Origin of the sequence: Azospirillum sp. A29, assembly GCF_042604625.1 — a bacterium.
GTDB lineage: Bacteria > Pseudomonadota > Alphaproteobacteria > Azospirillales > Azospirillaceae > Azospirillum > Azospirillum palustre.
Window position 1 is genome coordinate 1,392,591 of record NZ_CP170466.1, and the last position, 26,479, is coordinate 1,419,069.

The 26,479-nt window shown below is 67.1% G+C and carries 29 protein-coding genes and 1 tRNA gene; 12 read left to right on the top strand and 18 right to left on the bottom strand.

Annotated features, from left to right (window positions below; all coding sequences use genetic code 11):
- Positions 1-84 precede the first annotated feature (84 nt).
- The 4 genes from ABNQ38_RS21495 to groES form a co-directional block, all read right to left on the bottom strand.
- Positions 85-1,002, bottom strand: coding sequence for a DMT family transporter (locus tag ABNQ38_RS21495; RefSeq protein WP_377807960.1), 918 nt, complete (start codon positions 1,000-1,002; stop codon positions 85-87).
- A gap of 17 nt (positions 1,003-1,019) precedes the next feature.
- A complete protein-coding gene (locus ABNQ38_RS21500) occupies positions 1,020-1,385 on the bottom strand; it encodes a hypothetical protein (protein WP_377807961.1) in 366 nt (121 codons plus the stop codon).
- 241 nt (positions 1,386-1,626) lie between these two features.
- Positions 1,627-3,270: a chaperonin GroEL gene (gene groL, locus ABNQ38_RS21505; RefSeq protein WP_377807962.1), complete on the bottom strand. Its 1,644-nt coding sequence runs from the start codon at positions 3,268-3,270 to the stop codon at positions 1,627-1,629.
- A gap of 49 nt (positions 3,271-3,319) precedes the next feature.
- Positions 3,320-3,610, bottom strand: coding sequence for a co-chaperone GroES (gene groES, locus ABNQ38_RS21510; RefSeq protein ID WP_042702035.1), 291 nt, complete (start codon positions 3,608-3,610; stop codon positions 3,320-3,322).
- A gap of 447 nt (positions 3,611-4,057) precedes the next feature.
- On the opposite strand from groES, the gene ABNQ38_RS21515 reads away from it, so the two are divergent.
- The 3 genes from ABNQ38_RS21515 to ABNQ38_RS21525 all read left to right on the top strand — a co-directional run bounded on the left by ABNQ38_RS21515 (position 4,058) and on the right by ABNQ38_RS21525 (position 6,173).
- On the top strand, positions 4,058-4,294 hold the full coding sequence (locus ABNQ38_RS21515) for a hypothetical protein (RefSeq protein ID WP_377807963.1): 237 nt from the start codon (positions 4,058-4,060) through the stop codon (positions 4,292-4,294).
- 174 nt (positions 4,295-4,468) lie between these two features.
- Positions 4,469-4,963 (top strand): lysozyme, encoded by a 495-nt coding sequence (locus ABNQ38_RS21520; protein WP_377807964.1) that lies wholly within the window; start codon positions 4,469-4,471, stop codon positions 4,961-4,963.
- A 136-nt stretch (positions 4,964-5,099) separates the two neighbouring features.
- On the top strand, positions 5,100-6,173 hold the full coding sequence (locus ABNQ38_RS21525; RefSeq protein WP_377807965.1) for a COX15/CtaA family protein: 1,074 nt from the start codon (positions 5,100-5,102) through the stop codon (positions 6,171-6,173).
- A gap of 204 nt (positions 6,174-6,377) precedes the next feature.
- Here the strand turns inward: ABNQ38_RS21525 and ABNQ38_RS21530 are convergent, their stop codons facing one another.
- The 8 genes from ABNQ38_RS21530 to ccoN form a co-directional block, all read right to left on the bottom strand.
- The gene (locus ABNQ38_RS21530; RefSeq protein ID WP_377807966.1) at positions 6,378-7,040 is read right to left on the bottom strand and encodes a Crp/Fnr family transcriptional regulator; all 663 of its coding nucleotides are present in this window, start codon (positions 7,038-7,040) and stop codon (positions 6,378-6,380) included.
- 182 nt (positions 7,041-7,222) lie between these two features.
- The gene (gene ccoS / locus ABNQ38_RS21535; RefSeq protein ID WP_098740630.1) at positions 7,223-7,426 is read right to left on the bottom strand and encodes a cbb3-type cytochrome oxidase assembly protein CcoS; all 204 of its coding nucleotides are present in this window, start codon (positions 7,424-7,426) and stop codon (positions 7,223-7,225) included.
- Positions 7,332-9,881 carry a heavy metal translocating P-type ATPase gene (locus tag ABNQ38_RS21540; RefSeq protein ID WP_377807968.1) on the bottom strand — a complete coding sequence of 850 codons (2,550 nt, stop codon included), beginning with the start codon at positions 9,879-9,881 and terminating at the stop codon, positions 7,332-7,334. The genes ccoS and ABNQ38_RS21540 overlap by 95 nt, the downstream gene beginning before the upstream one ends.
- A 38-nt stretch (positions 9,882-9,919) precedes the next feature.
- Positions 9,920-10,450, bottom strand: coding sequence for a FixH family protein (locus tag ABNQ38_RS21545; RefSeq protein WP_377807969.1), 531 nt, complete (start codon positions 10,448-10,450; stop codon positions 9,920-9,922).
- Positions 10,451-10,692: 242 nt separating this feature from the next.
- Positions 10,693-11,583, bottom strand: coding sequence for a cytochrome-c oxidase, cbb3-type subunit III (ccoP, locus tag ABNQ38_RS21550; protein WP_377807971.1), 891 nt, complete (start codon positions 11,581-11,583; stop codon positions 10,693-10,695).
- A gap of 3 nt (positions 11,584-11,586) precedes the next feature.
- On the bottom strand, positions 11,587-11,748 hold the full coding sequence (locus ABNQ38_RS21555) for a cbb3-type cytochrome c oxidase subunit 3 (protein ID WP_012972963.1): 162 nt from the start codon (positions 11,746-11,748) through the stop codon (positions 11,587-11,589).
- Positions 11,749-11,763: 15 nt separating this feature from the next.
- Complete coding sequence (ccoO, locus tag ABNQ38_RS21560; protein ID WP_109048083.1) at positions 11,764-12,501, bottom strand: cytochrome-c oxidase, cbb3-type subunit II; 738 nt, start codon at positions 12,499-12,501, stop codon at positions 11,764-11,766.
- A 21-nt stretch (positions 12,502-12,522) separates the two neighbouring features.
- Positions 12,523-14,019: a cytochrome-c oxidase, cbb3-type subunit I gene (gene ccoN / locus ABNQ38_RS21565; protein WP_098740635.1), complete on the bottom strand. Its 1,497-nt coding sequence runs from the start codon at positions 14,017-14,019 to the stop codon at positions 12,523-12,525.
- A 246-nt stretch (positions 14,020-14,265) separates the two neighbouring features.
- On the opposite strand from ccoN, the gene ABNQ38_RS21570 reads away from it, so the two are divergent.
- From ABNQ38_RS21570 to ABNQ38_RS21580, 3 genes are all read left to right on the top strand, one after another.
- Positions 14,266-14,823: a hypothetical protein gene (locus ABNQ38_RS21570; RefSeq protein ID WP_377807972.1), complete on the top strand. Its 558-nt coding sequence runs from the start codon at positions 14,266-14,268 to the stop codon at positions 14,821-14,823.
- A gap of 51 nt (positions 14,824-14,874) precedes the next feature.
- Positions 14,875-15,228, top strand: a complete 354-nt coding sequence (locus ABNQ38_RS21575; RefSeq protein WP_377807973.1) for a cupin — start codon at positions 14,875-14,877, stop codon at positions 15,226-15,228.
- Positions 15,229-15,354: 126 nt separating this feature from the next.
- A complete protein-coding gene (locus ABNQ38_RS21580; protein WP_377807974.1) occupies positions 15,355-16,566 on the top strand; it encodes a class I SAM-dependent rRNA methyltransferase in 1,212 nt (403 codons plus the stop codon).
- 104 nt (positions 16,567-16,670) lie between these two features.
- Here ABNQ38_RS21580 and gluQRS read toward each other — a convergent pair whose 3' ends face one another.
- Positions 16,671-17,516 (bottom strand): tRNA glutamyl-Q(34) synthetase GluQRS, encoded by an 846-nt coding sequence (gluQRS, locus tag ABNQ38_RS21585; RefSeq protein WP_377807975.1) that lies wholly within the window; start codon positions 17,514-17,516, stop codon positions 16,671-16,673.
- Positions 17,517-17,593: 77 nt separating this feature from the next.
- A complete protein-coding gene (locus tag ABNQ38_RS21590; protein ID WP_014248815.1) occupies positions 17,594-17,761 on the bottom strand; it encodes a hypothetical protein in 168 nt (55 codons plus the stop codon).
- Positions 17,762-18,159: 398 nt separating this feature from the next.
- Between ABNQ38_RS21590 and ABNQ38_RS21595 the strand changes: the two genes are divergently transcribed.
- Positions 18,160-18,723 carry an HNH endonuclease gene (locus ABNQ38_RS21595; RefSeq protein ID WP_109048088.1) on the top strand — a complete coding sequence of 188 codons (564 nt, stop codon included), beginning with the start codon at positions 18,160-18,162 and terminating at the stop codon, positions 18,721-18,723.
- A 71-nt stretch (positions 18,724-18,794) separates the two neighbouring features.
- Here ABNQ38_RS21595 and ABNQ38_RS21600 read toward each other — a convergent pair whose 3' ends face one another.
- Together ABNQ38_RS21600 and ABNQ38_RS21605 are read right to left on the bottom strand one after the other, a co-directional pair.
- Entirely contained in the window at positions 18,795-19,394 is a 600-nt protein-coding gene (locus ABNQ38_RS21600) for a demethoxyubiquinone hydroxylase family protein (protein WP_376958209.1), read from the bottom strand.
- Entirely contained in the window at positions 19,391-19,927 is a 537-nt protein-coding gene (locus ABNQ38_RS21605) for a disulfide bond formation protein B (RefSeq protein ID WP_377807976.1), read from the bottom strand. The genes ABNQ38_RS21600 and ABNQ38_RS21605 overlap by 4 nt, the downstream gene beginning before the upstream one ends.
- A gap of 246 nt (positions 19,928-20,173) precedes the next feature.
- On the opposite strand from ABNQ38_RS21605, the gene ABNQ38_RS21610 reads away from it, so the two are divergent.
- Positions 20,174-20,258 (top strand) — tRNA-Leu (locus ABNQ38_RS21610).
- 32 nt (positions 20,259-20,290) lie between these two features.
- Here ABNQ38_RS21610 and ABNQ38_RS21615 read toward each other — a convergent pair.
- Positions 20,291-20,644 carry a carboxymuconolactone decarboxylase family protein gene (locus ABNQ38_RS21615; RefSeq protein ID WP_377807977.1) on the bottom strand — a complete coding sequence of 118 codons (354 nt, stop codon included), beginning with the start codon at positions 20,642-20,644 and terminating at the stop codon, positions 20,291-20,293.
- 191 nt (positions 20,645-20,835) lie between these two features.
- On the opposite strand from ABNQ38_RS21615, the gene ABNQ38_RS21620 reads away from it, so the two are divergent.
- The 4 genes from ABNQ38_RS21620 to ABNQ38_RS21635 all read left to right on the top strand — a co-directional run bounded on the left by ABNQ38_RS21620 (position 20,836) and on the right by ABNQ38_RS21635 (position 22,162).
- Entirely contained in the window at positions 20,836-21,219 is a 384-nt protein-coding gene (locus ABNQ38_RS21620; protein ID WP_377807978.1) for a rhodanese-like domain-containing protein, read from the top strand.
- 86 nt (positions 21,220-21,305) lie between these two features.
- Positions 21,306-21,521, top strand: coding sequence for a hypothetical protein (locus ABNQ38_RS21625; RefSeq protein ID WP_377807979.1), 216 nt, complete (start codon positions 21,306-21,308; stop codon positions 21,519-21,521).
- A gap of 8 nt (positions 21,522-21,529) precedes the next feature.
- The gene (locus ABNQ38_RS21630; RefSeq protein WP_158285536.1) at positions 21,530-21,703 is read left to right on the top strand and encodes a hypothetical protein; all 174 of its coding nucleotides are present in this window, start codon (positions 21,530-21,532) and stop codon (positions 21,701-21,703) included.
- Between the two features lie 294 nt (positions 21,704-21,997).
- Entirely contained in the window at positions 21,998-22,162 is a 165-nt protein-coding gene (locus ABNQ38_RS21635) for an Arm DNA-binding domain-containing protein (protein ID WP_377807980.1), read from the top strand.
- A 498-nt stretch (positions 22,163-22,660) separates the two neighbouring features.
- Here ABNQ38_RS21635 and ABNQ38_RS21640 read toward each other — a convergent pair whose 3' ends face one another.
- Positions 22,661-26,032 (bottom strand): autotransporter domain-containing protein, encoded by a 3,372-nt coding sequence (locus ABNQ38_RS21640; RefSeq protein ID WP_377807981.1) that lies wholly within the window; start codon positions 26,030-26,032, stop codon positions 22,661-22,663.
- Positions 26,033-26,479 lie beyond the last annotated feature (447 nt).

A 26,479-nucleotide genomic window follows, 5' to 3' on the forward strand; every position in this document is an offset into this window, starting at 1 on the left:
TTGTTGTGATCGCCGGGTTCAAAAATTATCTTCGTGGGGATTTAACGTTCCGCGCAGCCTTTCCGACTGCAACCCTGTGGCCGCTCAAGCGCGGCGGCGGGTCGCCAGGAGGATGCCGGCGGCGATCAGGGCGATGCCGATCCCATGGTAGAGGTGCGGCTGCTCGCCCAGGAACAGGATGGCCAGCAGGCTGCCGAAGACCGGCACCAGATGGATGGCGAGGCCGGCGGTGTTGGGACCGAGAAGCTCCACCGCCCGGTTGAAGCAGAGATAGGCGGCGATGGACGGGAACAGCACGGTGTAGCCGACCGCCAGCAGCGTGATGCCGCTGGCCTGGACCGGGTGGCCGCCCAGGCTCTCCCAGACATAGAAAGGCAGCAGTTCCACCGCGCCGATGGCGAAGGTGACGACGACGAAGCTCAGCCCGTGAATCGCCGGCCGGCGGCGCAGCAGCGTGGTGTAGGCGGCATAGATCACCACCGCCGCCAGCATCCAAACGTCGCCGGCATTCAGCTCCAGCCCCAGCAGGGTTCCCGGATCGCCGTGCGAGATCAGGGTCGTCGCGCCGACCAGCGAGACGGCGATCCCCACCCCCTGCATCGCCCCGATCCGGTCGCGGAACAGGACGAGGCTCATCAGCACGATCATCACGGGCATCGACGATTGCAGCATCACCGCGTTCAGCGCGGTCGTGCTGTTCAGCGCGATATATTGAAAGGTGTTGTAGATGCCGATGCCGAGCGTGCCCAGCAGCAGCACGCTCTTCCACCGCGCCAGGATCGGCGTGATGTCGTGGCGCAGATGCGGCCAGGCGAAGGGCAGCACCACCAGCATGCCCAGGAACCAGCGCCAGAAGGCGAGCCCGATGGGCGGCACCGACCCGGCGACCGCACGCCCCAGGACCGCGTTGCCCGCCCAGAACAGGGGCGGCAGCATCATCAGCAGCCAAGCCTGATCGGCGAGACGGGGTCCCTTGACGGAGGCGGTGCGGTCGGCGGGCATGGCGCTGTCCCGTGCGTTCAGCTGCGGCGGCGGGGCGAGGCGAAGACGCTCGCCGCGGTTACGGCGGCGCTGCGGTCGCTGCTGTCCTCGGCGCGGAAGACGCTTGCGCGGGCTTCGCGGCGGGGATGGCGCGGCGCGTCCTCGCGACCTTCACCACGGCCCTCGCCCCGGCCTTCGCGACCCTCGCGGGGCGGCTTGGCGGGCTGGCGCAGCTCGGCGTCGAGTTCGGCGATGCGCTTGACCAGCGCTTCACGGATGGCGGGGGCCGCGTGGGCTTTCAGCGTCGCCAGCTGCTCCTTGAGCTGAACCAGCTGACGCTGCTTCTCCTCGCGGCTGCGCTTGATGGCGACGTTGTCGGAATGCTGGCCCTCGAAGGAGCGCATGGAAGAGGCCCTCGTTTAAAAAATACGGAAGTCAGGAGGCCGGCGCCCCGAATTCGCGGGCCCGGCGAGAGGGGCGGATTATTGGGAGGCGACCGCTGCAAAGCAAGGCGGACTTCGCCTTGACTTTTCAGGATCGAGGGGTGTGCCCACGCTCCCTCCCACCCCTTTTTGCAAAAGAAAAAGGGCGCCCCCTTGCGGAGGCGCCCCTTTCCCAACCGTGTAACGGCGGAACGACGGGCTATTAGAAGCCCATGTCGTCCATGCCGCCCATGCCGCCCGGCATGCCGCCCGGAGCAGCCTTCTTCTCCGGCTTCTCGGCGATCATCGCCTCGGTGGTGATCAGCAGGCCGGCGATCGAGGCCGCATCCTGCAGGGCGGTGCGAACCACCTTCACCGGGTCGATGATGCCGGCGGCGACCAGATCGGTGAACTCACCCTTCTGGGCGTCGTAGCCGAAGTTGGCGTCGTTCTGGTCCAGCAGCTTGCCGACCACGATCGAACCGTCGGTGCCCGCGTTGTAGGCGATCTGACGGACCGGAGCCTGCAGGGCGCGGCGGATGATGTCGATGCCGACGCGCTGCTCGTCGTTGACCGGGACCAGCTTGTCCAGCGCCTTGCCGGCATACAGCAGGGCCGAACCGCCACCGGCGACCACGCCCTCTTCCACCGCGGCGCGGGTGGCGTGCATGGCGTCGTCGACGCGGTCCTTGCGCTCCTTCACCTCGACCTCGGTCGCACCGCCGACGCGGATGACCGCGACGCCGCCGGCCAGCTTGGCCAGACGCTCCTGCAGCTTCTCACGGTCGTAGTCCGAGGTGGTCTCCTCGGCCTGGGCGCGGATCTGGCCGCAACGGGCTTCGATGTCGGCCTTCTCGCCGGCGCCGTCGACGATGGTGGTGGTCTCCTTGGAGATCACGACCTTCTTGGCGGTGCCCAGCATGTCGAGGGTGACGTTCTCGAGCTTGATGCCGAGGTCTTCCGAGATGACTTGGCCGCCGGTCAGGATGGCCATGTCTTCCAGCATCGCCTTGCGGCGATCACCGAAGCCCGGGGCCTTGACGGCGGCGATCTTCAGGCCGCCGCGCAGCTTGTTGACCACCAGGGTGGCCAGAGCCTCGCCCTCGATGTCCTCGGCGATGATCAGCAGCGGACGCGACGACTGCACGACCGACTCCAGGACCGGCAGCAGCGGCTGGAGGCCCGACAGCTTCTTCTCGTGCAGCAGGATGTACGGATTCTCGAGATCCGCGATCATCTTGTCGGCGTTGGTGATGAAGTACGGCGACAGGTAGCCACGGTCGAACTGCATGCCCTCGACGACGTCCAGCTCGGTGTCCAGGCTCTTGGCCTCTTCCACCGTGATGACGCCCTCGTTGCCGACGCGCTCCATCGCCTGGGCGATCATCTTGCCGATCTCGGCTTCGCCGTTGGCGGAGATGGTGCCGACCTGGGCGATCTCGTCGTTGGTCGTGACCTTCTTGGCGCGGGCCTGGATGTCGGCGACGACGGCGGCGACGGCGATGTCGATGCCGCGCTTCAGGTCCATCGGGTTCAGGCCGGCGGCGACCTTGGTCACGCCTTCGCGGACGATGGCCTGGGCCAGGACGGTGGCGGTGGTGGTGCCGTCACCGGCCAGATCGTTGGTCTTCGAGGCGACCTCGCGGACCATCTGGGCGCCCATGTTCTCGAACTTGTCGGCCAGCTCGATTTCCTTGGCGACCGACACGCCGTCCTTGGTGATGCGCGGAGCACCGAAGGACTTCTCGATCACGACGTTGCGGCCCTTCGGGCCCAGCGTGACCTTCACGGCGTCGGCGAGGATGTCAACGCCACGCAGCAGCTTTTCGCGCGCGGAGGGGCCGAACTTGACGTCTTTGGCAGCCATATCTCGATTCCTTTTAACTTGTAAATTTCGAAGGGTACGGGCGGAGGACTTAGGCCTCGATCACGCCCATGATGTCGGATTCCTTCATGATCAGGTAATCGACGCCTTCGATCTTCACTTCAGTGCCCGACCACTTGCCGAACAGGATGCGGTCGCCGGCCTTGACGTCCAGCGCCACGACCTTGCCCGACTCGTCACGGGCGCCCGGGCCGACGGCGATGATCTCGCCTTCCTGCGGCTTTTCCTTGGCCGTGTCGGGGATGATGATCCCACCCTTGGTCTTGGTGTCGGACTCCAGACGCTTGACGACGACGCGGTCGTGGAGCGGGCGGAACTTCATGGAATGCCTCCTTGGATCAAGGCTTGTTTCTGACTGACGGGAATTGGCGCGGGCGGCGGCTGTTAGCACTCCAGCCCGGCGAGTGCCAGACAGCTAATCGAAGCGGATTGTGGATTCAAGAGGCTCGTTTCGGAATTTGCCGCTAATGCCTGCAACACTCATCCAGCCTTGCCGATAGTATATTGATTTTAAATGATATTTCCTCAATGCGGCAGACAGCCGGCGCGGGCAAATTTCTTCGAACGGTCGCGAAGAAGCCGACCCTTCCGGCAGCGGACGCATCGCCGGGACAGCGAAAGGACAGAACCAGACACCGGCAGCCCTACCCGATCCCCCCAACCGCCTCCTCTGCTCCTGCACTGCACGCCTGTGATTGCCGTCACAGCGCCACCCGTCGGAATTTTCTAAAATTTTAGAGAAATCGGCACTGAAGAGGTGGAGGGCGCGATGATGGCGAAGCGGCGGGCGGACGGCTGGACCGGGACTCATGCGGCCGACCGCCTCCAATACAAGCGGCCGGCCCGAATCGCCTCCGCTCCGGGATCGGGCAAGCGGGCACGGTGGCGGGATCACGAGAGCCGGCTGGTGGAGGCACTGCTGGAGTTCACCACCATCGCCGGCCTGTTCGCCCTGCTGTTCGCCCTGTTCGTGCTGTTCGGCGCCGCCCAGACCCTGTCGCCCTGAGTCTTTCGGCCCGATCCCGCGCTCGTTTCTCCTGCTGCGATTCTCTGCGGCCGCATCTCCGCAATTCGCGACAAATTTAAATATATACTCCCGTCTTGCGAGAATTTCGCATAGGATCGCCGCCGATACGGGCGGAACCACCCCGCCCGGCGCGCCAACCGGGAGTTTCCATCCATGACCACCCAGCCGGTCTGCCAAGCCGCGGTCGATCTTGTGAAGCATTTCGAAGGCCTCTACCTCAACGCCTATCTGTGCCCGGCCGGCGTTCCCACCATCGGTTACGGCCATACCGCCGGCGTGACGATGGGACAGACCATCACCGTCGAGCAGGCCGATGCCTTCCTCGCCTCCGACCTGGCCCAGGCCGCCAGCCATGTCGACGCCCTGGTGACGGTGCCGCTGAACGCGGACCAGCGTGGCGCGCTGGCATCCTTCGTCTTCAACCTCGGTGCCGGCAGCCTGCAAAGCTCGACCCTGCTGAAGCTGCTGAACGAGGGCGATTATGCCGACGCCGCCGGCCAGTTCGGCCGCTGGGTCTATGCCACGGTGAACGGCACGCCGACCAAGCTGCCGGGCCTCGTCTCCCGCCGCGCGGCCGAGGAGGCGCTGTTCCAGAGCCAGACCGCCCAGCCAAAGACCGGCGTCACCACCGCGGACGGCACCCCCTGATCCTGGCCTGATATCCGGCCCCGATATCCAAGCCCGATCCGGCATTCCGGCAGGCGCCGGGCACGAGCCGTTTGACGGGACGGGATGTTCGCCCCACATTTGCGGACATCCCACCGCCGCGCTCCGGAATGCCGCCTTGACCGCCTTTGCCTCCGACAGCCTCGCCGCCGCCACCCGCCCCAATCCGAACCGGCCCATCGCCGTCTGGCTTCTGGTCTGCGCCGCCATGGTGCTGGCCATGGCCGTGATCGGCGCCATCACCCGGCTGACGGAATCCGGTCTGTCGATGGTGGAGTGGAAGCCGCTGATCGGCATCCTACCGCCGCTGTCCGCGGCGGAATGGAACCGGGTCTTCGAGCTGTACAAGGCGACGCCGGAATTCCGCATCTACAACAGCCACATGGATCTGGCCGGCTTCCAGTCGATCTTCTGGTGGGAGTGGTTCCACCGCCTGTGGGGCCAGTTGATCGGCTTCGCCTTCCTGATCCCCTTCCTGCGTTTCTGGATGCAGGGCCGCATCTCGTCGGAGCTGTGGCCGAAGCTGGCCGGCCTGTTCTTGCTGGGCGGGCTCCAGGGCGGCATCGGCTGGTTCATGGTGAAGAGCGGGCTGGTCGATTCGCCGAATGTCAGCCATTACCGGCTGGCCCTGCATCTCGGCACCGCCATCCTGATCTACGCCCTGCTTCTGCGCACGGCGCTCGGCCTGCTCGATCCGCTGCCGATGGCGGGTTGGCGGCCGGAGTCGGCGTCCTTGCGCCGTCACACCCGCTGGGCGCTGGGTCTGGTCGCCGTCACCATCGTCTGGGGCGCCTTCGTCGCCGGGTCGGATGCCGGCTTCGCCTACAACAGCTTCCCGCTGATGAACGGCCACTGGATCCCGCCGGAGGTCGACACGCTGACCCCCTGGTGGCTCAACCCGGTCGAAAACACCGCGGCGATCCAGCTGATCCACCGCGCGCTGGCGATCCTGACCGGCGTGGTCGTCCTGGTGCTGGCCGCCCGTGTCCTGAACGCCCGCCTGCCGGGGCGCGCCGGCCGCGCGGCGCTGGCGTCGGGCGCCATGGTCCTGCTGCAGATCGCGATGGGCGTCGCCACATTGCTGACCGTGGTGTGGACGCCCATCGCCGCCGCCCATCAGGCCGGCGCCATTCTGGTGGTGTCGATGCTGGTCTGGCTGCTGTTCGAACTGCGGCCGGTCGGGCGGGGATAACGCGCTGTATTCTTGCCGGCTTGCGGGCGCGGCCGGCAAGATCGACACGGATTGCACGAATTTTTTATGGCTTGCCGGCGCGGATGCTCCTCGGCAGGCACAAGCCTTGCGGAGGAACATCCGTGAAATCCGTTTTTTAATCCGTGAAATCCGTGGGAAATTTGCCAAACACGCCCGCACTCCGCAAAAGCGCGAGGCGCCGCGTCACGCCCCTTCGGCCAGATCGTACATCGCGTCGATGTCGGCGATCAGAACCTTGTTGCCTTCCTGGAGCGAGATCACCCCGGCGGTCTTCAACTGGGTGAAGGTGCGGCTGACGGTTTCGGTGGTCAGGCCCAGATAGTCGGCGATGTCGGCCCGGCTCATCGGCACGAAGACCGGATTTTCCTTGTGGCCGCGGCGGGCGGCGCGCTGCGACAGCATCAGCAGGAAGGAGCAGATCTTCTCCTTCGCCGTCTTGCGGCCGAGCAGGAGCATCTGGTCCTGTGCGGCGGCCAGCTCGTTCGACGCCATCGAGAACAGGCGCCGCTGCATCTTGGGGAATTCCTCCAGCAGCGCATCAATCTTCTTGCGCGGGAAGCGGCAGAGCGAGGCGCTGGTCACCGATTCGGCGGTGTAGGCATAGCTGTCGTCGACCGCCAGCCCGAGGAAATCGCCGGTCACCAGGAAGCCGGTGATCTGGCGGCGCCCGTCCGGCAGCAGCTTGTACAGCTTCACCGTCCCGGAGGTGACGTTGTAGAGCGCATCGGATGCGTCGCCCTCGGCGAACAGGGTGTGGCCGGCATCGATGCGCACATTCTGCAGAATGTCGGCAAGACGGCGCAATTCCTCGGGTTCCAGCGCGGCGCACACCGTCAGGCTGCGCACGGGACAGGCCCCGCAGGGATTCATTTCCGTCGCAGCGCTCTTTTCCCGAGCACGAACCGTATCAAAAGGTGGCATGGAGGAACCCAGCCTTTCATTCCGCATGGGCCCATATTGGTGGCAATCGCTCAGAATCGCAACCTTGCACGCATACAACCTTTTCTATGCCCATACGGGATTTGGCACTATTGCCCGCGGACGGCCTCCGCCGGCTTAGCCGGCTCGCCGCCCGCGCGGGGTGCCGCCGGCAGATCGTCGTCGAACAGGACGCGGTGGGCCGCCCCGTCCAGATCGTCAAACTGACCGGATTTCAGCGCCCACAGAAAGGCCGCCAGCCCCAGCCCGCCCAGGCTCAGCGCGATCGCGATCAGATAGAGAAGCTCGTCCATCACCCGAATCCTTACCCGGCAGTTCCCGAACGGCGATGTCCCGCACGGGAAGATCCTTGACGACGGCGCCGCGGGCCAGCCGCAGCGCGTTCAGAATGACGATCAGCGACGACGACGACATCGCCAGCGCCGCCAGCAGCGGCGTCAGCATGCCGCCCATCGCCAGCGGCACGGCGCACAGGTTATACACCAGGGCGATCCCGAAATTCTGCCTGACCAGACGGCCGGACCGGCGGGAAACCTCCACCGTCTCGACGATCGGGCGCAGCAGCCGGCCCTGGAACACCACGTCGGCCGCGGTCTGGCTGACATCCACCGCGGTGGAGGGCGACATCGACACCGCGGCGGCGGCCAGCGCCGGGGCGTCGTTCAGCCCGTCGCCGACCATCAGCACGGTGCGGCCCTGCCCAGCCAGTTCGGCCAGCGCCGCGGTCTTGTCGGCCGGGGTCTGTTCGGCCCGCCAGTCGGCGATGCCCAGCCGCTCCGCCACCGCCGCCACCGCGCCCCGGCGGTCGCCCGACAGCAGCTTCACCTCCAGCCCGCGCGCCTTCAGCGCCGCCACCACCGCGGCCGCGTCGGGGCGCGGGGCGTCGAGGAAGACGATCCGCCGCGGCTCCTCGCCCGGACGAGCCAGCCACAGTTCGGGACCGGCGGCGTCCTCTGCCTCCAGCGGCGCGCCGGTGAAGCGGCGGCTGCCCAGTCGCACCTCGCCATCCGCCGTCTGGAGGGACAGGCCGGCGCCGGCGATCTCGCGCACGCCCGCTGCCACCGGCACCTCGGGTGCTGCGGCGGCCAGCGCACGGGCCAGCGGGTGGCGGCTGGCCGCGGCGAGCGAGGCCGCCAGCGCCAGATCCTCCGCCGACAGCCCCTCCGCCGACAACCCTTTCGCCGACAACCCGTCGAGCTGCGGCACCGGGCGTCCTTCGGTCAGGGTGCCGGTCTTGTCGAACACCACCGTGTCGATGGCGGCGAGCCGCTCCAGCGCGGTTGGGCTTTTCAGCAGCGTGCCCTGGCGCATCAGCCGGCCGCTGGCGATCACCTGCACCACCGGCACCGCCAGCGCCAGCGCACAGGGGCAGGTGATGATCAGCACGGCGATGGCGTTCATCAGCGCGTCCTGCCACACCACCCCGCCCAGCAGCATCCAGCCGGCGAAGGTGGTCAGCGCGGTCAGATGGACGACGGGAGCGTAGAGGCGGGACACCCGGTCGGCGATGGCGACATATCTGGCGCGGCCCTGCTCCGCCACCTCCATCAGCCGGACGATCTCGGCCAGCAACGTGCCCTCCCCCACCGCGGTGACGGTCAGGCGCAGGGGTGCGGTCAGGTTGAGGGTGCCGGCGAAGACCTGATCGCCCGGCCGCGCGGTGCCCGGCACCGTCTCGCCGGTGATCAGGCCGGTGTCGAGGTCGGACACGCCGTCGGACACCCGGCCGTCGACGGGGATGCGCTCGCCGGCCGCGACCAGGATGGTGGTGCCGGGGACGACATGCTCCGGCGCCACCACGGCGCTGGTGCCGTCCGTGTTCAGGATGGTGACGGCGTTGGCGCGCAGGCCCAGCAGCTGTTCGGCCGCCGACCGCGCCCGGCCGCGTGCCCGCTGGTCGAGATAGCGGCCGACCAACAGGAAGAACAGCAGCATGACGCCGCCGTCGAAATAGGCGTGCTCGCCGCTGTGGATGGTCTCGAACAGGCTCATTCCGGTGGCGAGCAGCACGCCGATGGTGATCGGCACATCCATGTTGGTGCGGCCGTGGCTGAGCGCCGACAGCGCCGAGCGCGCGAAGGGACGCAGTGCATAGGCGATGGCCGGCATGCAGATCAGCGCCGAAATCCAGTGCATCAGGTCGCGGGTGGCGGTGCCCATGCCCTGGCTGTGGCCGGCCCAGACCGACACCGACAGCAGCATCACGTTGCCCATGGCGAAGCCCGCCACCGCCATGGCGCGCAGCAGTTCCTTCTCGCTCTTCGCCTGGGCGCCGCCCAGCCGGTCGGGGTCGAAGGGAACGGCGCGGTATCCAAGCTGGGCCACGGTGCCGACCACCGCGTTGGCGTCGGTGGCCTTGGGATCCCAGCGCACGGTCAGCCGCCGCGTGGTCATGTTCATGCGGGCCTGGGCGACGCCCGGCTGGCGGTTGAGCGCCGATTCGATCAGCCAGACGCAGGCCGCGCACTGCATGCCGTCGACCATCAGGTGAAGGCTGCGGCTGCCGTCCTGCTCGTCGCGGGCATGCGGTTCGTAATCGACCGCCGGGGCGTCGTCGGGACGCAGCGGGCGGGCGGTGGGATCGACGCTGCGGCGCTCGTAATAGCGCTCCAGCCCCAGCCCGCGGACAAGGTCGTAGGCGGCGGCGCAGCCGGTGCAGCAGAACGGCCCGGCGCCATCGCCGGCGGTCAGGCTGCCGGCCTGCGCGTTGTCGCCAAGCTCTTGTCCGCAATGGAGGCAGACGGTCATCTCGACATCACCCTGGCTGTCCCGGTCGCGGCACGCCGTCACTGCACCCAGACGCGCTTCCGGTCCTGATAGTCGCCGGTGGCGTGGGTGATGACGAATCGCATGTCCCACTGGCCTTCCAGGTCCAGTTCCACCGGGGCGCCGTAGCGGCCCTCGCCCAGATAGGGCAGCGACAGGGACTTGTCATGACCCTCGGAGATCGGACGGATCATCGTCACGGTGACGGCGGCGTCCTTCAGGATCTGGCCCTGCTTGTCGCGGACGGTGATGGCGATCACGCCCTTGCGCGGTTCGGTGCTGGTAAAGTCCGGCTGGACCTGCCAGCCGCGTTCCGCCTGGGCGCGGGCTCCGGCCAGATCGTTGTTGTAGCCGAGCCCCTTGATGAAGTGGTTCTCGGTCTCGATCCCGGTCCAGCTCGACACCGCGAAATGGACCATCACCCCGTTCACCGCCAGGACGACCATGAAGACGCCGACGAAGATCCAGGGGATGTACCATCCCGGCTGGCGCGGCGCCTTCAGGCTTTTCGGCGGGAGGGGGCGGTTTCCGGTGGTGGTGCTGATGCTCATGTCGCTGGCTGCCCTTCGACTGGTCGGCGGCGTGTGATAAGCGGCGTCCGATCAGCGATGTGTATCGCTGATCGCGGGAACTATGGCGACCGATTGCCGCAGGTACATTGCGATGGATCAAATGACAGGAAGTTAACGAAACCGCCGGCCCACCCCATGTCCCGCAAAGAAAAAGGCGCCGGGGAGTGACCTCCCCGACGCCCTTTCCGGTCGGTTCCGAAACGGTCGGCCCGGACGTTGGCTTACTTGCCGCCGCCCAGGTTGTGGACGTAGACGGCCAGCGACTTGATCGTCGCATCGTCCAGACGCTTGGACCAGGCCGGCATGACGCCGGCGCGGCCGTTGGTCACCGTCTCGACCAGCGTCTGCTTGTCGCTGCCGTAGAGCCAGTTGGCCTGTTTCAGCGGCGGAGCGCCGACACCGTCGACACCGGCGGCAACCGAACCCTGGGCCGCGTCGCCATGGCAGGCGGCGCAGTTCTCGTCATAGACGGCCTTGCCCTTGGCGGCCTTGCCCGCATCGGCGGTCTTGCCGTTCAGCGACAGCACATAGTCCGTGACCTGATCGATCTGGTCGCGGTTGAGGATGCCGTCCATGCCGAAGGCGGTCATGCCGACGTTCGGCGTGCCGCGGGTGTCGCCGTCATCCGAGCGGATACCGTGCTGGATGGTCTTGTAGATGTCGGCCGAGGAGCCGCCCCACAGCCACACGTCGTCGGCCAGCGTCGGGAAGCCCTTGGCACCCTGGCCGCCGGCGCCGTGGCAGGCGGCGCAGTTCTCGTTGAAGTAGGACCGGCCGCCGGCCATCGCGAAGCCCAGCAGGTCCTTGTCCTTCTGGATTTCGTCGACCGACTTGGCGGCGATGGCGGTCAGGTACTTGGCCTGGCCGGCCTTCGCTTCCGCCAGCTTGGTGTCCAGCTCCTCGCGCTGGGAATATCCCAGGATGCCCTTCGTGTAGGTCTTGCCCAGCGGCCAGGCCGGGTAGAACACGTAGTACACCATCGCCCAGGCGATGCAGACGTAGAAGAGATACAGCCACCACTTCGGCAGCGGATTGTTCAGCTCGCGCAGTCCATCCCACTCGTGGCCGGTGGTCTCGACGCCGGACAGCTCGTCCTTGTAATTCTGTGCCATGGTCTAAAGCTCCTGACCATCATCCTTGAGCGGGATCTGGGCGGCGTCGTCGAAGGTGCGGCGGTTGCCGGGCCACATGGCGTAAACCAGGATGCCCGTCAGCAGCAGCATCAACCACACCGTCCAGAAGGACCGAAGCATCACCGTGATCGAATCCAAGTCCATGGATTCCTCCCCCGATTACTGCTGCAGTTGCTTGGACTGGTACTTGGTGAAGTCCACCATGGTGCCCAGCACTTGCAGGTAGGCGACGAGAGCGTCCATTTCGGTGACGGTCTTTTCGCCGGTGAAGTTCGCCACCACGGCCTTCGGGTAGCGCTTCATCAGCCCGGCGGTGTCGCCGTCGGGGTTCTTCTGCGCTTCCAGGTCGGCCTTGGCGTTGGCGATCTGCTCGTCGGTGTAGGGAACGCCGACGATCTTCAGCGTCTTCAGGTGGTCGCCGATGTCGCCGTAGCTCAGCGGACGCTCCTTCATCCAGCCGTAGGTCGGCATGATCGACTCCGGAACGACCGCGCGCGGGTTCACCAGATGGGCGACCTGCCAGGCGTTGGAGTATTTGCCGCCGACGCGGGCCAGATCGGGACCGGTACGCTTGGAGCCCCACTGGAACGGATGGTCGTACATCGACTCCGCCGCCAGCGAGTAGTGGCCATAGCGCTCGACCTCGTCACGGAACGGACGGATCTGCTGGCTGTGGCAGTTGTAGCAGCCTTCGCGCAGGTAGATGTTCTGCCCGGCCAGTTCGAGCGGGGAGTAGGGACGGACCCCCTCCACCTTCTCGATGGTCGATTCGATGGTGAAGAGCGGGACGATCTGAACCAGACCGCCGATCGACACGGTGATCAGCACGAGCACGATCAGCAGAAGGGTATTCCGCTCGATCAGGTCGTGGCTGAAGCCCTTTTTATCCTGAGCCATTTCTCGCATCCTTCCCTAGCGTCAGGCCGCGCCGACCGTCGCCTTGTGCGGCGTGGTGACATAGGGCTTCTCGATGCGGACATCGCCCTTCGCCGTGCGCCACAGGTTGTAGACCATGATGAGAGCGCCGGTGACGAACAGGACGCCGCCCATGGCGCGGATCACGTAGAACGGGTGCATCGCCGCCACGGTCTCCACGAAGGAGTACTGGAGGAAGCCGAGGTTGTCGTAAGCGCGCCACATCAGGCCCTGCATGATGCCCGACACCCACATGGCGGTGATGTAGAGCACGATGCCGATGGTGGCGGTCCAGAAGTGGTAGCTGACCAGACGCATGCTGTAGAGCTGCGAGCGCTTCCACAGCACCGGCACGAGATAGTAGATCGCGCCGAAGGAGACGAAGGCGACCCAGCCGAGAGCGCCGGAATGCACGTGGCCGACGGTCCAGTCGGTGTAGTGCGACAGGGCGTTGACCGGCTTGACCGACATCAGCGGGCCTTCGAAGGTCGACATGCCGTAGAAGGCGACCGAGGTGACCAGGAAGCGCAGGACCGGGTCGGTGCGCAGCTTATCCCAGGCGCCCGACAGGGTCATGATGCCGTTGATCATGCCGCCCCAGGACGGCATCCATAGCATGACGGAGAAGGTCATGCCCAGCGTCTGCGCCCAGTCCGGCAGCGAGGTGTAGTGCAAGTGGTGCGGACCGGCCCAGATGTAGAGGAAGATCAGGGTCCAGAAGTGGACGATGGACAGGCGGTAGGAATAGACCGGCCGCTCGGCGCGCTTGGGCACGAAGTAGTACATGATGCCCAGGAAGCCGGCGGTCAGGAAGAAGCCGACCGCGTTGTGGCCGTACCACCACTGCACCATGGCGCTCTGCACGCCCGACACGAAGGTGTAGGACTTCATCCCGAACAGCGACACCGGGATGTTGATGTTGTTGCCGATGTGCAGGATCGCGACGGTCAGGATGAACGCCATGAAGAACCAGTTCGCCACATAGATGTGCGACTCGCGCCGCGTCATCACCGTGCCGATGAACTGGACCGCATAGAGCACCCAGGTGACCGTCAGGTACAGGTCGAGGATCCACTCGGGCTCGGCGTATTCCTTGCCCTGGGTGAAGCCCAGGACATAGCTCAGCGCCGCGAGCACGATGAAGACGTTGTAGTTCCAGAAGATGAACTTCGCCAGCCCTTCGCCCCCGAAGAGATACTGACGGCAAGTCCGCTGGACCGAATAGAGCGAAGTGGCGAACAGCACATTGCCGCCGAACGCGAAAATCACGGCCGAGGTGTGGACCGGGCGCAGGCGCCCGAAGCTCGTCCACTCCAGCCCGAGATTCAGCGCCGGGAAGGCCAGCTGCAGAGCGATGAAGGTGCCGGCCAGGAAACCGACCACGCCCCAGAACACTGCAGCGATCACGAAGAGTCGGATGGCGTCCTCATGGTAACGCACGTCTTCCGACACCCGCTGGCTGCCCAGGGTGGCCCCTGAAGTCAGAGTCGCTGATGTCATACAATCTCTCCCGTTTGCCCCGGGCGGCCGCGGGGCCGCGCCTTCTGGGTTGCACCACCACTGGGTACGTACTGTTAAGGAGCGGGACAGGTTGCACTCGGAAATGCCGAAAGGGACGCCGGGCGCGCCTGTCTCCAATGGCGCCCACTATGTGTATGGGGGGGTTCAGCAACATTGATCTACGTCAACGACCCTTCCGCCCCGGGGCTGCCATCGTTCAGTGTCCTTGCAATCGGCCGGGCTGAAATGGACGACGGTTTCATCGCTAAACCCCTTGGTCGGCGCCAGATCGACCAAGCTTACCCGCTGGTCTGCGCCATGGCGCCGGGCCTGGGGGTCGAGCAATGGCGCGCATTTGCCGCAGCGGTTCTGGACAGCGCAACCCTGGAGGGCAGAGGGGAAGGCCGCCTGCCGGCGAGCCGGGGCATCATGACCGTGCAGAACGCGCAAGGGTACCTCCACGGCCTGTTCTCCTACACGGCCGAACCGCACCTGCTGCACGGGCGGACGCTGTGCGTCGACAACTTCGTCGTGCTCGACCTGTTCGACGTCGCCGGCGTGGCGGAGGCCCTGTTGCAGGCGATGGAGGGGCTGGCCCGGCGGCTGGGCTGCGCCGCCATCCACACCACCCTGCCCGACCGTTTCGCCCGGCCCGATTCCCTTCAAGGCTCCCGCCGCGACCCGATCCCCGACTGCTTCCGCACCGAAGGGCACCGGCAGGAGACGATCCGCTTCTGCAAGGATCTGGCGGTGGTCAACGACAATGCCCTGACGCCGGCGGAGGGACGGCGCGACGCCGAGTAGCGCCTGCCGGCCCTGGTCATTCAAATACAACATCGAGGGGGAACGTCCCGGATGAGCGGAGCGCGATTCGGCAGTCTGCTGGAAGGACTTCCCACAAGTCCGCAGCCCGACGAACTCTTCACCACCCTGGCGGCGCTGCCCGGCTCGCGGATCGAGCGGATCGTCTCCACCGGCCAGTCCTCCCCTGACGGCTTCTGGTACGATCAGGACTGGGACGAGTTCGTCCTGCTGGTCGCAGGCACCGCCACCTTGCAGGTGGAGGGAGAGGACGACCGCCTGCTCTCCCCTGGCGACTGGGTGCTGCTGTCCGCCCGCACCCGCCATCGCGTCGCCGCCACCGCCGCACCCACCGCCGGGGGGCCGACCGTTTGGCTGGCGATTCATGCAGGTGAGTTGGGCCGGTGAGCTGGGCCGGTGAGCCGGACAGCACCACCGGAGCGGAGTAGAGGCCGGGCGGAGCCGCATGGGAGCAGTGTGGAAGGGCCACCGCAGCCATTGCGCGCCGCCGATTTGCCGCTAGGATGCGGGCCCATGAGCGACACCGGCACCAAACCCGTCAAGAAATACCCGGCGATCCATCTGCAGTCCGGCCGCCAGCGGCGCGTCATGCAGGGACATCCCTGGGTCTATTCCAACGAAGTCCAGATGGACACCACCGCCAAGGCGGTGCCGCCCGGCAGCCCGGTGCGGCTTCTGGACCCCGGCGGGACGCCGCTGGGCATCTACACCTTCAATCCGCACACGCTGATCGCCGCCCGGCTGCTGTCGAGCGACCCGGCGACCGTGGTGGACCAGGCCTTCATCGCCGACCGGCTGCGCCGCGCGGTGGAGTTGCGCGACCGGCTGTTCAGCCGTCCCTTCTACCGCGTCGTCCATGCCGAGGCCGACGGGTTGCCCGGCCTGATCGTCGACCGCTTCGACGATGTGGTGACGGTGCAGGCCAACTCCGTCTTCATGGACCGCCGGATCGACGAGATCCTGGCCGCCATCGACGAGGTGATGGCGCCGCGTGCCGTCATCCTGCGCAACGACGGCAGCCAGCGTGCGCTGGAGGGGCTGGCGGAGGAGACCCGGCTGGCCAAGGGCGAGATCGACGGCTCGATCCGCCTTGAAGAGAACGGCGCCACCTTCTTCGCCAACCCGCTGGACGGCCAGAAGACCGGCTGGTTCTACGACCAGCGCGACAACCGCGCCTTCATCGCCTCGCTGGCCAAGGGCGGCCGGGCCATCGACTTCTACAGCTACAATGGCGGCTTCGGCATCCAGTGCGCGGTGGCCGGCGCCACCCAGGTGATCGCGGTCGACCGCTCCGCCCTGGCTCTGGAGAACGCCACCCGCGCCGCCGAGGCGAACGGCGTCGCCGACCGCTTCGAGGCGCGCAAGGCCGACGCCTTCCAGGAAATGGAGCGGCTGGGCACGGCCGGCGAGACCTTCCAGGTGGTGGTCGCCGATCCGCCCGCCTTCGTGAAGTCGAAGAAGGATCTGGCGGCCGGCAGCCGCGCCTACCGCAAGATGGCGCGTCTGGCGGCGAAGATCACGGTGCCGGGCGGCTATCTGCTCTGCGGGTCGTGCAGCCACAATGTCGATCCGCCGACCTTCGCCGAACTGGTCGCCCGCGGTCTGCACGACGCCGGCCGCACCGGCCGCATCCTGCGCAGCGCCGGCGCCGGGCCCGACCATCCGGTCCACCCGCACCTGCCCGAGTCGGCCTATCTGAAAGCTCTTGTGCTGCAACTGGACTGAGTGCAGCCGGCCTGAGCATCCGGGGTGGACGTACAGAAGGAGGTACGTCCACCGTACGCCCCCGGCCCGGCAGCGGCACGTACGCCTGCTGACCGGACCGAGCCCTATCCTGCAAATCCCGCCATCGCCCGCACCTCGGCCGGGCTGCGGCCCTCGTCCCGGAGCGAACGCAGGGACTGCGCGCGGTCGCGCTTGGCCAGCCTCTCGCCCGCCGCGTTCCGCAGCAGGCCGTGATGATGGTAGTCGGGGGGGGCATAGCCCAGCAAAGCCTGCAACAGCCGGTGCAGATGGGTGGCGAAGAACAGATCCTCGCCGCGGGTGACCAGAGTCACGCCCTGGAGATGATCGTCGACCGTGACGCTGAGGTGATAGCTGGTCGGCGTGTCCTTGCGCGCCAGCACCACGTCGCCCAGCAGGTCCGGCGTCGCCTGCTGCCAGCCCCGCGCCCGGTCATGCCAGCGCAGCGGCCCGGTCAGCCGGCATGCCGCCTCTACATCGAGTCGCAGCGCCCAGGCGTCGCCCCGCTCGATCCGTTCGGCACGCTCCGCGACGGAGCGATGGCGGCAGGTGCCGGGATAGAGCGGTCCGTCGGGACCGTGCGGAGCCGCACCGGCCCGCGCGATCTCGGCGGCGATGTCCTTGCGGGTGCAGAAACAGGGATAGAGCACGCCCAGCGACTCGAGCCGGGCCAGAGCAGCGCGGAAATCGTCGAAATGGTCGGACTGGCGGCGGATCGGACCGTCCCAGTCGAGACCGAGCCACGCCAGATCCTCGATCAGGTCGTGCTCGTACTCCGGACGGCAGCGGTTAGGGTCGATGTCCTCGATCCGCAACAGGAAGCGGCCGGCGGCGCTGCGGGCGGCGGTCCAGCCGAACAGCGCGGAATGGGCATGGCCCAGATGCAGATGCCCGGTGGGGCTGGGGGCGAAGCGGGTGACGAGATCGCTCATTCCCGCTTTATAACGGCTGGCGTGACCTGGATGTAAGCGCAGATCGGACAGGTGAGCCGATCAAACGTAAGGACGGTTTAGATGTAAGGATTGTCGCGGATCGGCTCGACCGGGATCTCTTCGCCTTCCAGATAGAGCGCCAGACGGCGGCGCAACTCGCGGTCGAACGCATCGATGCGGATCTGGCGCTCACGCTCCTCGCGTTCACGGCGCTTCTGGGCGAGGTCGATGATGACGGCGGTCATGGCGGACTTTCCTCGGGGTCGCTTCCGGCCGGTTCGGACCGGCGGGATCGGCTTGGATCAACGAGGTCCACCATCGCGCCGTCATGGTTAACGAGGGGTAAGCGCGCAAGGCAGGCGCGACTGTTTTTTGCCGATGTCACAGCCACCGCGGGTGGTGCCGGTTGACCGCATCCCCGCCGCTTCCGGCTTGCCCACAGCGCGAAAAAGGTTACACAACGGTGAAGAAATTCGGACGCACCGGGTCAAGATATTGAGTCCCGGCCCTCGATCCACTATGTATCTGGTTGTCCCGGAGGACGATTCGGCCGCCGGGGCACAGCAGACACGACCCCGCGCACGGTGCCGCAGCAGTGTCGCGTGCCGGGATCCAGACACGGTCTCAGACAAGGGAGTGGCCATTGGCTCCACCACCCGATCACTGTCCGGCTCTGGTGCTGAACGCGGATTTCCGCCCGCTCAGTTACTTCCCCTTGTCGCTATGGTCCTGGCAGGAAGCGGTCAAGGCGGTCTTTCTGGAACGGGTCAACATCGTATCGCACTATGACCGGGTCGTCAGATCCCCAAGTTTCGAAGTCCAGTTGCCCAGCGTCATCTCGCTGAAAGAGTTCATCCCGGCCACGCGCCGCCCGGCCTTCACCCGCTTCAACGTCTTCCTGCGCGACCGCTTCACCTGCCAGTATTGCGGCCGCCCCTTCCCCACCCACGACCTGACCTTCGACCATGTGATTCCGCGGTCCCGCGGCGGTCGGACGACGTGGGAAAACGTCATAACATCCTGCTCGGCCTGCAATCTGGCGAAAGGCGACCGCCTCCCCCATGTCTGCGGCATGATCCCCCTCAGTCCGCCCTTCCAGCCCAGTGCCTACGAGCTGCAAGAGAACGGACGCGCCTTCCCGCCAAACTTCCTCCATGAAAGTTGGCGGGATTTTCTTTATTGGGACTCGGAACTGGACCCGATGTAGGGCTGGCGCCGCGGTGTCAACGGATGGGGGCCGCTGCCGGCCCCTGCATCCGCCGCCTCAAACCCGTCCCGTCACACCCGTTCCGCCACCCAGATCACCGCCCGGGTGCCGGCCTTGATCGCCGCCGACAGCAGCGGATAGCCCGCCGCGCGCTCTGCCTCGTTCTGCAAGCCGATGTTGCGGTGCTCGACCTCTTCCGCCTGGAACTTGCGGATGCTGTCGGACAGCTCCTGCTCTTCCCCGCCGAGATGAGGCAGCTGCGCCTCGTAATGCTCCTCGATCACCTCTTCGACCGCGACGGTGCAGGCCATCGCCGCCCGTTCGCCGAGGATCGCGGTGCCGGCGCCCAACAGGAAGCCGGTGACGTGCCACAGGGGTTGCAGCAGGGTCGGCCGCACCCGGCGCCGGTTCAGCTGCTTTTCGAAATATTCGAGATGGACCAGCTCCTGCTCGGCCATGTGGCGCAGGGTCTTGCCGTGGCGGCCCTTGCCCATGACGGCGATCTGGCCCTCATAGATGCGCTTGGCGCCATATTCGCCGGCATGGTCGACGCGGACGATGCGGGCCAGCCGGTCGCGCCGCGGCAGGTCGCCGGGCAATGCGCCGGGCAGCGTGCCGTGACGGGGGGCGCCGTGACGGGAACTGGCGGTGGGAGACGTCGTTTCACTCACAATGCGGTCCTCGACACCGGGGTGCGGGTGTAGGCGATGCGTGCCGCGACGAAGGCGTAGGCCGCCAGCGCCAGCGAGATCGCCACGTTGTAGCCCGCCATGGAGATCCCGAACAGCGACCACGCCACTTCGTCACAGCGGGTGACCGGGGCGGCCAGCACCTGGGCGCGCAGGGCCTCCAGCGAATTGGCCGCGGCCGAGCCGCCGCAGGACGAGGTGCCGGCCCACCAATGCTGCTCCACCCCGACATGATAGGCGGCGATGCCGGCACCGGCCAGCAGGGCCAGCCCGCTCGCCACCAGCAGCGCGTCGCCCAGCCCCTTCCAGCGGCGGAACAGCCAGGTCACCAGCCCCAGCACCATCACTGCCACATAGGGCCAGCGCTGCATGATGCACAGCACGCAGGGCTGGTAATTCAGCACGAACTGGAAGAACAGGGCCGACAGCAGCACCCCGGCGCTGGCCAGCGCCAGCAGCAGGGCGGCGATGCGGGGGTCTTCGAAGGCACGGGACAGGAAGGGCTTCGTCATCATGGCCGACAAGGTAGCGCGTGCGGGGCCGTTCGGCCAGCCGTCCGCAACGCCCGCAGCACGCCTGCGACGGCATGACAGGGCGGCGGCGGCGGCAGGGAATAAGCGGCACCGCGGCTGCGTCGCCGCGGGCTGGGGTTGGGGCGGGGGGTCGAGGCGTCCCGGACCGGGACAGCGAACCGGGATGCCCGGGCGCCCGTTCTTTTACACTTTCCGTTTGCGGACTGTTGCGCTAGAAGAGGCGTCGCTGCGGGCGTGGTGAAATTGGTAGACGCGCCGGACTCAAAATCCGGTTCCGCAAGGAGTGTCGGTTCGAGTCCGACCGCCCGCACCACCCGATCCCCTCTTACGGGATTGCGGTTCCGGTCAGCCGGCCGCCTTTTCGGTGAACTGGTCGAACGCTTCGACCGCCTGGGCGGCATGCATCACCGACGGCCCGGCGCCCATATAGACCGCCATCCCCATCGCTTCCATCACCTCCTCGCGGCTCGCCTCCTGTTTCATCGCCGCTTCGGCATGAAAGGCGACGCAGCCGTCGCAACGGATCGCCTCCGCACTGGCGAGCGCGATCAGTTCCTTGGTCCTGGTGTCCAGCGCATTTGCCGTGAGCGTCGCCTGGGCCATCCCGGAAAAGGCCTTCATGACCTCCGGAGCGCCACCGCGCAGGTCGCGGATGGCGCGGGACAACTCGCCGGTCATCTGCGGCCAGTTCTTATGCATGGATCATCTCCTGCTATCGAAAGGGCGCGCACCGGACTGCCGGGTCGCCGCCCGGCCAGAAGCGCCTTGGGGGAAAGCGATTTGCGGGCGGCATCGCCCCATTGACTTAACATTAGAATACACTAATTTATTGGTCAAGGGCGGTCAGATGCCAGCGCCCGCCCCGCAATCCCCTTTAAGGATCGACTCCGATGTTCTTCTGCTCCCTGATGCGACGCCTGTTTCCGACCGCGCAGCCCGACAGGCAGGGCGGCGCCGACCGGATCCTGCAGGTCGATCCGCAGACCGCCATTCACTGGCAGGCCAGGGGCGAGGCGGTGATCGTCGATGTCCGCGAACCGCATGAGCACGCCGCCGGCCACATCCCCGGCGCCATCCTGAACCCGCTGTCGCAGTTCGACCCGTCGCGCGTCCCGGCCGAGCCCGGCAAGCATCTGGTCTTCCATTGCCAGGGAGGCAGGCGCTGCGGTCCCGCAGCCGAGCGCATGATGGCCGCCGGCCACATCGGCACCATCAATCGTCTGCGCGGTGGCTTTTCCGCCTGGGCCAATGCCGGCGGCCCGATGGAGCGCTGACGGGTCCCCCTCAAAGCCGCTGGCCTGCGCGTCACGGCGGACGTATGTGTCTGTCGGTCACGAGACAGATATGCAGGGACCGTCGAATGAAGCCCGCCCCCTCCCCGACCCCATCCCCGATCCTCGTCGAAGAAATCGGACCGCAGAGCTTCACTCTCACCGTGACGTTCGACGGCCAGCGGTTCGAGTGCGGCAGTTACCTCAACCGTGCGGCAGCGATGCAAGCCGGCCGCCTGTTCCTTCAGCGCAAGGAGGGGGAAGCGGCCAACGGCCGGACGAAACGAAAGCCGGGCAGGAAGTGACACCCAACATGCCGCCCGATGACGACCGCACCCGCCTCGCCGCCAATGTCGGCGCGGCCATCGCCGTCATGATCGTCCTCGGTCTGGGATACTGGCTGATGGGTGCCTTGATGCATCAGTCCAAGACCGAGGACTGTCTGCTGGCCCATCGGCGCAGCTGCGGCACGGTCGAGCTGCGGTGAGGCTTCCGGCCGCTGGCCCGAAGCCATTGCCGTATCGCCGCCAGCCAGCGGCAGGACTGAAATTTAACAGCGCCGTCATATGGTGCGGGCGGCGGGACTCGAACCCGCATACCAAGAGGTGAGGGATTATAAGTCTCACACCTCCGACTTTGCGACGGATTGAGCAAGTTTGCCATGCGTTGCGAACATGCTGAAATCTCGCCGTTTTCCTGCCTTTCTCGTTTGGTCGTGTTTGCGCTGGGATACCTCCGCTTGATCCCTGGTGATTGCTGACGCGCAGGAGCGGCGGACGACATGCAGGCCAAGATCACGAAGCGGCTCGTCGACAGCTTGGGTCCGGGTGAGCGGGATCTCTTCGTCTGGGACACCGGACTGAAGGGCTTCGGTCTGAAGGTCACGCCGTCCGGCAGCAAGGTGTATCTCATCCAGTACCGCCTCGGTGACCGGCCGTTACGTTAATCGGGACGCTGATCCGCTGCGGACCCTGTCGGATAAGGTGGAGAACCGCATCACGGCGGCCAGGAACTCCAAGAAGGGCGATGGCGGAGCGAACAGCAACGTGTCACCCCTACCGGCTCGCAAGAAATAGTCCCAGAACCGCAGCGCTTCAGCCGCACCGCCACCGCGAAACCGCCGCGCAACGCCGCAGATCGACCGCACTCCGGCCGCGCATCGGTGGCGCACACCGCAACGCCCCACAGCGGCGGTGCAGGGCCGCCTTCAGGGTGCGCTGGCGATGGCTTTCGGCGTGATCGGGGATGTAGGCGCAATAACGCAAACTGTTAGCAGGCCCGGCACGGATGCCCCGCGGCGGCCCGATGAGGGGTGGTATCACACTGACAACATTGACCGGTTGGAGGAAGCGCCCAGTCAAGGCAACCTCCGAGCTTAGAATGCGAGCCATTCTCATTATCGGAGAATGCCCGCGATGCCCCACCGCGATGACATACGGTCGGATTACAGCTTCCATCGCAGTCCGGCAGTCGCCGAGACGCTGTTGGCATGGGCGCGCACTTCGTCCTGCACGGTGACGCCCGCGGTCAGCCCCTTGTCCAGTTCGACCGCGAAACCGGCCCCGAGTTGCACCGCGTCGCGCCCGGGATTGGCGGATTGGGCCGTGAAGGCAACCCCGGACAGGCGGTTGCTGCTGTTTGCCGTGACGTCGGCGAAATCATGCACCCAGGCGGCCGACGCCGTCGGCCGCAGCGTCCAGCCGCCCAGAGCCATGGTCGTACCGGTCCGCAGTCCGATGCTGCTGCTCACGCTGGTCCAGGCCGACGCTTCGACGGACAATGCCGCGGCGCCGCCCTCTTCGGCGAAGCCGCCGCGGGTGATGCGGTCCAGCCGCAAGCCCGCCCGCGGCTCGATCCAGGCGTCGCCGGCCACCGCCAGCCGCCGCCCGGCCGCCAGCTCCGCCGACAGATCGTGGCCATGCGCCTTGCCGCTCGCCGCCTGACCGAAGCTGCCGAAGGCGATCGTCCGCTCGGTGTCGTAATGGGCGTAGCCGTAGCCGACCGCCCCCTCGACGTAGCTGCCGTTTCCGCCCGGCTGCCAAGCGCCGTACAGCGTCGCCTGATAGCTGTCGGTGTCCGCCTTGCCCAACTCGCCGCGCGAGGAAACCCTGCCGCGCAGATAGCCGAGGGCCACGCCGGCACTGAAACCGCCGTCATAGGCATGATCGGCACCGACCAGGAATCCGCCGATCCGCTGGGTCATGCCGGCGCCGGTGCCGTCGGCGCCGACCCGGCCGTAGCCGGCCAGCGGCTGGCCCCATACGCCCCCGGCGCCGGCATGATCGGCCCGCCCCGAAGAGGTCCCCACGGCCATCGCACCGCCGTTGCCTGCCGCCACCTGCAGGCCGCCGCCTTCGGTGCCCCTTGCGGCGCCCCTTGCGGCGCCCTCGCGCAACGCCGCCAACCGGCCGGTCACCGCCTGGCCGAACAGCCGACGGCTGGCGAGGTTGGCGGCGAGCGCGTCGGCATGCACCTGTCCCGACAGCCGGTCGAGCGCACCGGCGGTCTGTGCCCCGTTCAAGCCATAGAGACCGCTGAACACCGGTGCCGTGGCACCGTCCAGGCGTGTCCCGGCGGCCGGACGGATCGCATCGACCGCGGCGCCTGCGGCTCTCTGGTTGCCGGTCCCCCCCAGCGCCGCATAGCTGCCGGGCGTCACGACCAGCCGAACGGCCGTGGCGTCGTAGAGCGCGTCGAAACGGGTGTTCGCGCCCAGCCCGTCGGTCGGCTGCACCAGGCTGCCGAAGCTTCCCAGCACGCCACCGGATGCGGTGACGATGGAGAAGCTTTGGCCCAACGCCGGCAGGTAGCTGTTGGTGGCGCTGCCGCCGATGCCGCGCAGCACTGGCGCCAGCGTGCCGGCGGCGGTGAAGGTCGCGCCCTGCACCGCCACCTGATCGTGGTGGCCGGCCCCGACGCCGGCGGAGGGGCCGTCGACCTCGGCGCGGTAGATGCCGGTGCCGGTCATGGTGACGGCGGAGCCGACGGTCAGCACGCCGGGTGAGTTGCCGGGCGAAAGCGTGCCGGCGACCGTCGTCGCGCCGCGGATGACGCCGTTGCCGCCCAGCGTCGCCCCCTCGGCGATGGCCACGGTGCCGCCGGCTGTCCCATCGATCCTGGCCGCCCCGCCGCTGCCGACGACGACGGATCCGGTGCTGCCGGTGCCCTCCACCGCGAGGACGGCGTTCTGCACGGTGACCGGCGCCATGATGGCGCCGGCCACCGTGGCGCTGCCGCCGTCGCCGAGCGTGACGGCGCCATTGACGATGCCATTCGCCGCAACCCTCAGCGTGGCCCCGGAAACGGTCACCGTTCCGCCCACGCCGCCGCCGCCGATGACGGTCATGGCGCCGCCTCCGCTGAGCGTGACCGGGGCGCCGACCACGCCGCCGACGACGGCCGAACCGCCGCTGACGGTGAGCGCCCCGGTGACGATGCCGCTTCCGGCAAGCGTGAGGCTTCCGGCGCCGGTCACCGTCAATGGTCCCGAGCTGATGCCGGCGATGGTGGCATTGCTGCCCTCGGCCACGGTCACCGGCACGCTGACCCGGCCGGTGTCGGCGACCACGAGGTTCCCGCCGTTCCGGACGGCGAGGCCGCCGCTGTTGGACACACTGCCGGCAACGGTGACGGTGCCGGTCTCCGACACGGTGAGCGCGCCGCTGCCGGTGATGGCGCCGGTCAGCAGGACGGAGCTGCCGCCGGGGGCGATGACGCCGCTGTTGCCCGTGACGTCGACGGGTTGGCTGAGGGTGAGCGGTGCCGACGGCCTCAGGGTGCCGCCATCGAAGGTGACGGTGGCGGCCTGGACCGCGCCGTCGCCGTTGGTGAAATTCGTCCGGCTGGTGTCGATGACTCCGGTCACCGGGGGCGGGGGCGGCGAAACCACCGGCGGCGACACCACCACAGGCGGAGAGGGCGTCACCACCACCGGCGGGGTCGGCGGCGACACTGGCGGCGACGGCGGAGGTGGTGGAGGCGGAGGCGGAGGCGACACCGTTTGGGTCAGCGTCAGCAGGACCTGGTTGTTGGCGCTGTCATAGGTGAGGGTCGGCGTGAGGGTGGGGTCGCTTTCCGTGACCGTACTGAAAGACCCGCTGACGCTGCCGGCGGTGAGGATCGTGTATTGAGTGGGCAGCGTGTATCCGTTTCCGCTGGACACGACCGCGAGCGTGCCGTCCAGGGTCGCGGCCCCGGTGACCGCGAGCTTGCTTGCGGCGGATGGGGTGGTGGCGATGCTGAGGGTGCCGCCGCTCGACTGGGTGTAGGCCCCGGAGACCGACAGCGTTCCCGGCGTTCCCGACGCCCCCGGCAGGATCGTTGCGCCGCTGGGCACCGTCAGGCTTCCGCCGACCGTTCCGGTGCCGGCAAGGGTGGCGCCGGCACTCATCTGCACCGTACCGGTCAGCGTGTTGGCGATGCGCAGGACACCGCTCTGGAGACTGACGTCGGCGGCGGTGCTCGCGCCGCCGAGCGACCAGTCCGTGCCCGCCATGGTGAGGGTCGAGACGCCGGAGACCGTGCCCGTAATCGAGCCGCTTCCCTCGAGCGTCAAGGGCGGCAACGTGCCGGAACTGGCGGCCTTCACATTGCCGCTCACATAGCTGCCGTCCTTGAGGAATATGGCGCTGCTCGACTGGGCATTCGCCAGGTTGATCGCGTTGAAGCCGGCCCCCCCGATGATCACCCCATAATTGACGAGGGTCGTCGATCCCAAGGCGTAGATGCCGTTGGCCACGCCGGCGATCGTGCCGTAGTTGGTGATCGTGTTGGACTGATTGGAACTGGACGCATAGACGGCGGCATTGCTGGTCATTGCCGTCGAACTGTTTCTGATGACCGCCGAACTGTCCGACGCGGAGCCGTTCACAAGGTTGAGGGTGTGCTCGGTTCCGACGCCGTTGTAATTTCCGACGATGGTGCCGGTGTTCTCGACCCTCGTTGAGTTGTTGCCGGAATTGGAAACGTAAAACCCTGAAAATGTGGTCGGAGCATTGATGATGCCGGTGTTGATGAGAGTCCCGGAGTTGGCTGCGTAAACGCCATTCGCCTGCATATAATTGACGGCCGATGGGCTGGTGCTGATCTTCCCGTGATTCGTCAGCGTCCATCCCGACGAGGAATTGATGTAGACACCGGTATCCAAACGGTCGTTGTTCGGCAGGCCGGTGTCGTCCACCGCTCCGCTGCTGGTTATGAGAATACTCGTGATACTGGAGCCGACGGTAAGCATCGTTGTCTGTCCGGTGGACAGCGTCACGCT